Origin of the sequence: Bradyrhizobium valentinum, from assembly GCF_001440405.1 — a bacterium.
Taxonomy (GTDB): Bacteria; Pseudomonadota; Alphaproteobacteria; order Rhizobiales; family Xanthobacteraceae; genus Bradyrhizobium; species Bradyrhizobium valentinum.
This window is the reverse complement of sequence record NZ_LLXX01000093.1, coordinates 4554-10847: the sequence shown is the minus strand read 5'-3', so window position 1 is coordinate 10847 and position 6294 is coordinate 4554. Positions and strand designations below refer to the sequence as shown.

The 6294-nt window shown below is 57.5% G+C and carries 10 protein-coding genes; 8 read left to right on the top strand and 2 right to left on the bottom strand.

The features are described from left to right. The 4 genes from CP49_RS14350 to CP49_RS14335 all read left to right on the top strand — a co-directional run. Positions 1-303, top strand: a 303-nt coding sequence (locus CP49_RS14350; RefSeq protein WP_197423112.1) for a transposase, incomplete at its 5' end; no start/stop codon positions are given. Continuing rightward, the gene (locus CP49_RS14345) at positions 300-524 is read left to right on the top strand and encodes a hypothetical protein (protein ID WP_057850889.1); all 225 of its coding nucleotides are present in this window, start codon (positions 300-302) and stop codon (positions 522-524) included. The genes CP49_RS14350 and CP49_RS14345, both read left to right, overlap by 4 nt. Positions 525-696: 172 nt before the next feature. Continuing rightward, a complete protein-coding gene (locus tag CP49_RS14340) occupies positions 697-1035 on the top strand; it encodes a type II toxin-antitoxin system RelE/ParE family toxin (protein ID WP_057901262.1) in 339 nt (112 codons plus the stop codon). A 40-nt stretch (positions 1036-1075) separates the two neighbouring features. Continuing rightward, positions 1076-2170: a HigA family addiction module antitoxin gene (locus tag CP49_RS14335; protein WP_057850887.1), complete on the top strand. Its 1095-nt coding sequence runs from the start codon at positions 1076-1078 to the stop codon at positions 2168-2170. A gap of 79 nt (positions 2171-2249) precedes the next feature. On the opposite strand, the gene CP49_RS14330 is transcribed toward CP49_RS14335, so the two are convergent. Continuing rightward, the gene (locus CP49_RS14330; RefSeq protein ID WP_057850886.1) at positions 2250-2534 is read right to left on the bottom strand and encodes a hypothetical protein; all 285 of its coding nucleotides are present in this window, start codon (positions 2532-2534) and stop codon (positions 2250-2252) included. Positions 2535-2713: 179 nt separating this feature from the next. On the opposite strand from CP49_RS14330, the gene CP49_RS14325 reads away from it, so the two are divergent. The 3 genes from CP49_RS14325 to CP49_RS48630 all read left to right on the top strand — a co-directional run bounded on the left by CP49_RS14325 (position 2714) and on the right by CP49_RS48630 (position 5487). Further along, positions 2714-3115: a hypothetical protein gene (locus CP49_RS14325; protein WP_156438411.1), complete on the top strand. Its 402-nt coding sequence runs from the start codon at positions 2714-2716 to the stop codon at positions 3113-3115. A 1429-nt stretch (positions 3116-4544) separates the two neighbouring features. Further along, entirely contained in the window at positions 4545-5333 is a 789-nt protein-coding gene (locus tag CP49_RS14315; protein ID WP_156438409.1) for a hypothetical protein, read from the top strand. A gap of 31 nt (positions 5334-5364) precedes the next feature. Further along, positions 5365-5487 carry a hypothetical protein gene (locus CP49_RS48630; protein WP_276326841.1) on the top strand — a complete coding sequence of 41 codons (123 nt, stop codon included), beginning with the start codon at positions 5365-5367 and terminating at the stop codon, positions 5485-5487. A gap of 60 nt (positions 5488-5547) precedes the next feature. On the opposite strand, the gene CP49_RS44615 is transcribed toward CP49_RS48630, so the two are convergent. Beyond that, complete coding sequence (locus CP49_RS44615; RefSeq protein WP_156438408.1) at positions 5548-5742, bottom strand: hypothetical protein; 195 nt, start codon at positions 5740-5742, stop codon at positions 5548-5550. A 46-nt stretch (positions 5743-5788) separates the two neighbouring features. On the opposite strand from CP49_RS44615, the gene CP49_RS14310 reads away from it, so the two are divergent. Next, on the top strand, positions 5789-6294 hold a 506-nt coding region (locus CP49_RS14310; RefSeq protein WP_197423111.1), incomplete at its 3' end, for an acyl-homoserine-lactone synthase.

The window sequence follows — 6294 nt, the reverse complement described above, 5'->3', positions numbered from 1 at the left end:
AAACGGCGGCGCATCGAGGGCTACATCGCCACCGGAAGGCAGAAGCACGGCACCAAATCCGCCACCGCGAAAAAGCCTTCAAGAGCCGGCTCGCTGATCGCCAGGATGAGCACCAAGCTCAAGCGCGCCGGCTACCGAAGTCGCTACCGCTTGCGTAAGCAGATCGTCGAACCCGTGTTCGGACAGATCAAACAGGCAAGAGGGTTCAGGCAATTCCTGCTGCGCGGCATCGACAAAGTGAAGCCCGAATGGGCCCTGATTTGCACCGCTCACAACCTCGTCAAGCTGGCGAGGGCCGCATGAGCCGCTATCATTCGGATAAAACCGGCTTCCCGATGCTAACTGGACAGGCTCCTAGCCTGCCGCTCGATGCCATCCGCCGGCCACGGGATACGCCGATCTGGAAGCTGGAAGCCTCGTTAAAATGCCGGTCCTGCCGCAAGGGTCGTTCGGCGCCGCCGGTGCGCATGGATCAAGCTGGCGAAGGCGCGGGCGATCTCGTCTTTTCGATCGCCGCTCGCTGAATGGAAGCTGCCGGCGGGAAGCGCTTGAACGACCTCCGAGAAAAAATGGCCAAATCGGCAAAATTCACCGGAACTTTGAGTGGTCCATCCTTTTAACGGTCGGATTGTCCTGTTACCTATTGCGTAACGATTCGTGGTTTATTACCTTCTAGGTAACGGGCGGCCCCCGGGCATGGAATTGGACTTCTCGAGCAAAAAGCTCCGTCGACAGATGGAGTCCGAGGCAGAGCTCAAAAAGGCTTTCGGGCAGCTGGCCAAGCCCATCCAGATGCGACTTGGCGTGCTGGCAAACGCCCCGACTTTGGCGGATGTCCCCCGCACGCCGCCTGAGCGGTGCCATGAATTGAAGATGAACCTTGCTGGTCGCTTCGCCGTCGTGCTGAAGGATAACTGGCGCCTAATTTTCCGGCCCGATCATCAGCCGGTGCCAACAAAGGAAGATGGCGGAATTGATCCATTGAGGGTAACGGCGATCATGATTGAAGCGGTCGACGACTATCACGGGAAGTAAGAAGCGAAGAGCTGGTCACAATTTGAACGAGGGTAAAGAGATGGCTAGATTCGGAGCGGCACAGAAGAAGGCCTGGTCGCCTGACTGGGCAGTCCATCCTGGCGAACATCTGGCAGAGCATCTAGCGAGCAGGGGCCTGTCGCAGGCGGAATTTGCGCGTCTGGCCAACATGACGCCGAAGCTGGTTAGCACCATTCTAGGTGGCGCGAATCCGGTGACAGCCGAGACCGCACTTAAGCTTGAGCGGGTGCTCGGCATGAAGGCTGATATTTGGACCGGCCTTCAGGCTGACTGGGATTTGCATCAGGCAAAGGCGGCCAAGGAAGTTGAAGCAGAACAAGCAAAGGCGACCTTGGCTCGCTTCCCCGTGAAGGTGTTGAAGGAACGCAAGATACTCCCGGCCACAAATGAGCCGGCCCGGCTTTTCGATGGCCTTCTCCAATTTTTCGGAGTAGGCGGCATTGAGGCATTCGACGCCCGTCTGGCGAATATGGCTGTACGTCACCGTCAGTCCAAGGCCCATAAGACGTCCCCGTATCACGTTGCAGCGTGGCTTCTTCTGGGAGAGCGGCAGGCGCGCGCGATGGATATTCCTGCATATGACGAAGGAAAGTTTGCGGTTGCAGTTCGAGAGATTCGCACACTCACCGTGAAAGACCCGGAAGAGTTCTATCCCCGGATGGTTGAGTTGTGCCGTGGTGCGGGGGTGGCGATGGTTCTCGAAAAGCCGATCGAGAAGACGTGCTTGTATGGCTCCGCGCGATGGATCGAAGGCAATCGGGCGATTATTCAAATGTCTCTACGCATGAAAACTAATGACCACTTTTGGTGGACATTTTTTCATGAAGCGGCGCATATCACCCTGCATAAGGGGAGAGCGTTCGCGGACGATCACGGCGGCGAAGGTGATGGATTCGAAGATGAAGCCGATGCATGGGCTGAAGACATATTGGTCGGAACTGAACGCTTTGCGGCGTTCAAGGCTACGCGACCGCGATCAGCGAAGGCCATAGTTACATTCGCGGGCGAGTTAGGGATACACCCCGGTATAGTCGTTGGAATGCTTCAGCATCACAGGGTGATTGACTTCAAACATTTCCATCACCTCAAAGCTCGCTATGAGTTGAAGGATTGAGGTCAAGGCAGGCGCGCTTCTGGGCCAGTCCGGTGGAGTCCAGCATGCGGCTTCGTGATCCGTTTCGTTGTCTCCTGCCTCACCGGGAATTGCTGGGCTCGTAATACGCCCGCATCGCTTTTAGGTGTTCGCTCTGTAGCCGCGCATTGTTGCGCAGGATCCGGACGTCGCCGACCACCTGGCCGAAGGCGAAGAGGGCAACCGCCGGAATAGATAGGCCGATTGCAATCATGAAGACGATAACGCTAGCGCCAGCGCTCGCTACGGAAGCGTTCAAAGGCGTTGGGACGCTCAACGTCAGGAAAAGTACCAGCCAAACAAAAGCGAGATAAACGCCGGAAACGATCTTTAGGAAAATAGCCATATCAGCCCCCTGAAAAGACAGTCTGATTGTTCCGCAGCCGTGAGGCGAGGGCAATAGGCCCGCGACTCAAAGTTGGCTCTCTTCGATTTTGGAAGGGCTATGGCAGGGACCGCCACCGCTCCGCCGCGACTCAGGCTCTGCATCTGCCGGCGCAAGCACGCGCAATGGTGGAGCTGAACATGACAATGGAAGCCTGTGCCATCTGTCCGCACCAAAGCGATTGTTCGAAGGTCGGCAGTTGCCTCGACGAAACCAACGCGCAGTATCTCGCCGGCCATTCAAACCAATTCCCACGTCTGATGACGCTGGCGCAAGCCAGTCAGTTCATGAAAGCATTACGCGCCGGCCGAACGCTAAGACGCATCTGCGGCGGCGGGAAATTTGGTCCGGCAATCGCATCGCTTACGAAATTTCGCAAGCACTGCAAGCCCTATCCGGAGTGGGGCGCGGAAGCCAAGCGGCTTGCTATTGCGAATGCAAAGGCGACGGACAAGCTAAAAGGCGCACATTATAGCTCCCGCACACATTGCGGCGCGGCCACGAGTTTGCAGTGCATGGGCTATCTTACAAAAATCATGTGAACGGGAGGCAATATCGCTACTGCAAGCTCTGCAACAAGATCAACGCACGACAGGGCAGCAAGCTGCCCGATGAAATCGTAGAGAAGGTCAAGTCGTTGGTCCGCTCCGGAAACCCACTGAACTTATTCACTTCGGCGGGAAGCCCGGATACTTGTGCAGATTTGCAAGTGTGAAGCTGCTTCGTCAGGAGGTGGGCGCAGAACGACGCTTACGAACGTGCCGCGACCGAGCCAGATTCTCGCAAGTTCAACACTCCGGATCAGGGCGGATTGGCTCGTATCCAAACTAAGTTGGCAGAGAACGTTTCACGAGACTGGTCTCGTTTGCGTTGAGAAATACAAGGATTCTGGAATCTTTGGCTAAGACTGGGCTGAAAAGGAGTATCAACAACTCAGCGGGTCCTAGGTTCGAGCCCTGGTGCGCCGGCCAAGCCTTTCACGGACTTAGCCGGATAGCGGCGGCACAGGAGAATGGCCTCGACGTCGTGCAAGCTGTGGCTATCCTTCGAAACCATGATTGACCATTGAGAGCCGCGGGGCAGTCTCGTTTTTTGCGAATGTGGCGATGCATTACTTCACAAGCGACGGCCTCGTCAGGTTTTCGAAAGCTTGCCCGAGTAAGGTTGCTCAGGTGATTTGTAAACGTGAGGCTGGGATGGACCCGCACAATTTTGACTCATTCAATGTAAGAGGTTGGCCGCAGGTAGAGCCCCCGTCTCGCACGAGCCTGAAGCGAGCGACGTCGGAAGGGGTCTTTGAGCAGCAATTGCACCAGGCGCGCCCAGCCGGTTCCGCGATGCCAGATCGGGGGCCGCGCGGTGGCCTCCGTCCCAATGTGTCTAGCGACGGCCAGCAGTCCCCCAACGGGCTGATGGGTGCAATTGCCAGGAGCAACATCCTGCCAAGCGAGGAGGTCCTCATCAACGATGAGCGTGATACAGCTGGGTTGAGAGCAGCGAAGAGGCCGAGGACCACAAACAATCCGCAAGGCGTTGCCATTGAGTGGCAGCTGAGCGAGATCGCCAATTCAGGTGAAGGTGGTGGAGCAATGCCGCCAGCCTCGGCGCTGCAGCCGGCTCAGTCAACGGGCGTTGTGATACGGCACGACAGGCAGCCTCTTTATTCCGAGGATGCTCCCGCGATTTTGGGGCTTGGGGAGGCCCTCATCAAGGGCGGGACCGCCAAAGGCACTGCCCAGCAGTATGTAAGTTCTCTTCTTGGCTTTAGCCGCTGGCTCTTCGCAAAAAAAGAAACCGAGCATTGTTGCTCGGCTCGACAGTAATTCGCTGAACGGCAATGGCAGTGACGTGCACGAGTACATCGGAAACGGTAATCAGAGGCTCATTAGGGCATTAGACCATCTCCGGACCTTGCGGTCAGGGGCCGTGCCGATCATACGCCGCGCCAAGCGGAATCCTCACGCCCCGAACGTGGCCCTCATCAATCCCGAAGAGGCGGTAGTGATGGAGCCGAGGCGCGTCGGCGCCACCGCTGCGCAGCACAGCGCGTCGCAGGAAGCTGACACTCGACGAGAGGAGCTTCAGGGACGGCGGGATAATCAATCCGCCCCGTCGGCTTTCGTCCAAGAGCACGTCGCGTTCTATCCAGAGCAGATTGCTCCGGAGGAGCTTCGGCGAGTGCTGGATCATCTGAATGATCAATCCATCCCATCCCCAGTCGCCGTCCCTTCAGCGGAGCTTGAGCCACTGGAAAGGGACTTGCATGACGAGCTTCGCGCACGACAGGACGATCACGCTGCCCAGTCGCTCTCCGTCGATCCAGAAGAGTTTACTTTCAATCCAGAGCAGTTCTCTCCAGGCGAGCTTCAGCGAATGCTGGATGATCGATCCATCTCGTCGCCAGTCCCCGCCGGTCCAGAGTACTTCGCTCTAAATCCAGAGCAGTTCTCTCCGAAGGAGCTTTGGCGACTACTGAATGCTGATGAACCCGCGCCGTTGGGAGTGGCATCTAGTTCAGGCCCGGCAGATCAGTCGGCTTGCGAGCCGGGTCCGCTGCCGAATCTATCAATGTACCTACCCCTGGACTTCCAGCACGGCCCCCATTGGGCGTCGGAAGACTTCATGCAAGCAATGCGCTTGCATAACCTGCTGCCGAGTGCGTCTCAGCCGGAGACAAAGTTTCCTCTCAACGGCGTGAACTACGCGGCCACATTAGGGCCGGCAGGCCATGAGGATCAGGTTTTTCTGCGCCCAACATGAACACCGGATTGCCGTACGGCAAAAAGGACGTATGAAAGCGGCGCTCGATCAGCCGCCGCTTCCCTTCCATGTGTTGGCTTGCTTGAAGATCGTTCCTGGCAGAGGAATCAAGATCGTCTTGGCGCGCGGCATCTGGGACTCGTTTTCCAACTGACGATCGGGTCGTAGCATTGGGCGAACACCAGACGAGCGCCGAGAGCACGGATGCGCTCCATCAGGTCGCGCTGGCCGGAATGATGATCGCGCGCCCGCTGTAGGACTGCGGCGCCTCACGGCCAAACGCCTCGCCGGAAGACGCGCCCTCGAAAACTTTGTTGGCGGCCTCCAAGGTTGTTTCGGTGGAAATCCCGAAAAGTGGATAATCAAACTGAATAAGTGTTACCTGTAAAATTTGACAGGCGATTAGCAACTCTCTTTCTGGTTTTGAGGCCTCCCGATAATTTCAGGAGGTCGCTATGCATGCCATCGCACTTCACACCTCTCAATTTGGTCGTCATCTGGAGTTGCTCGCGGCGATGTATCGGCTGCGGCGCCGTGTCTTCAAGGACCGGCTCGACTGGTCAGTGTCGGTCTCGGGTGAATTCGAGCTCGATGTGTATGACACTCTCGGTCCGACTTATCTCATTCTTATGGCAGACGCCGGAGAGCCGGTTGGTTCGGTTCGCCTGCTTCCGACGACCGGCCCAACCATGTTGGCCGACGCCTTTCCCGTTCTGCTCGGCGGGTCGCCAGCGCCGCATGACGAAAGAATTCTCGAAAGCTCACGCTTTTGCGTTGACACCAGTCTTGTCGCGGAGCAGGCGCCCAATAGTCTCAACCGCGCAACGTTTATCCTCTTCGCCGCCATGATGGAGGCAGTACGCGGCGCGCTCGCAGACAGCATCGTGACGGTCACTGATACACGTATGGAGCGCATTCCGCGGCGCGCGGGCTGGCCATTGAGACGGATCGCGGCTCCGCA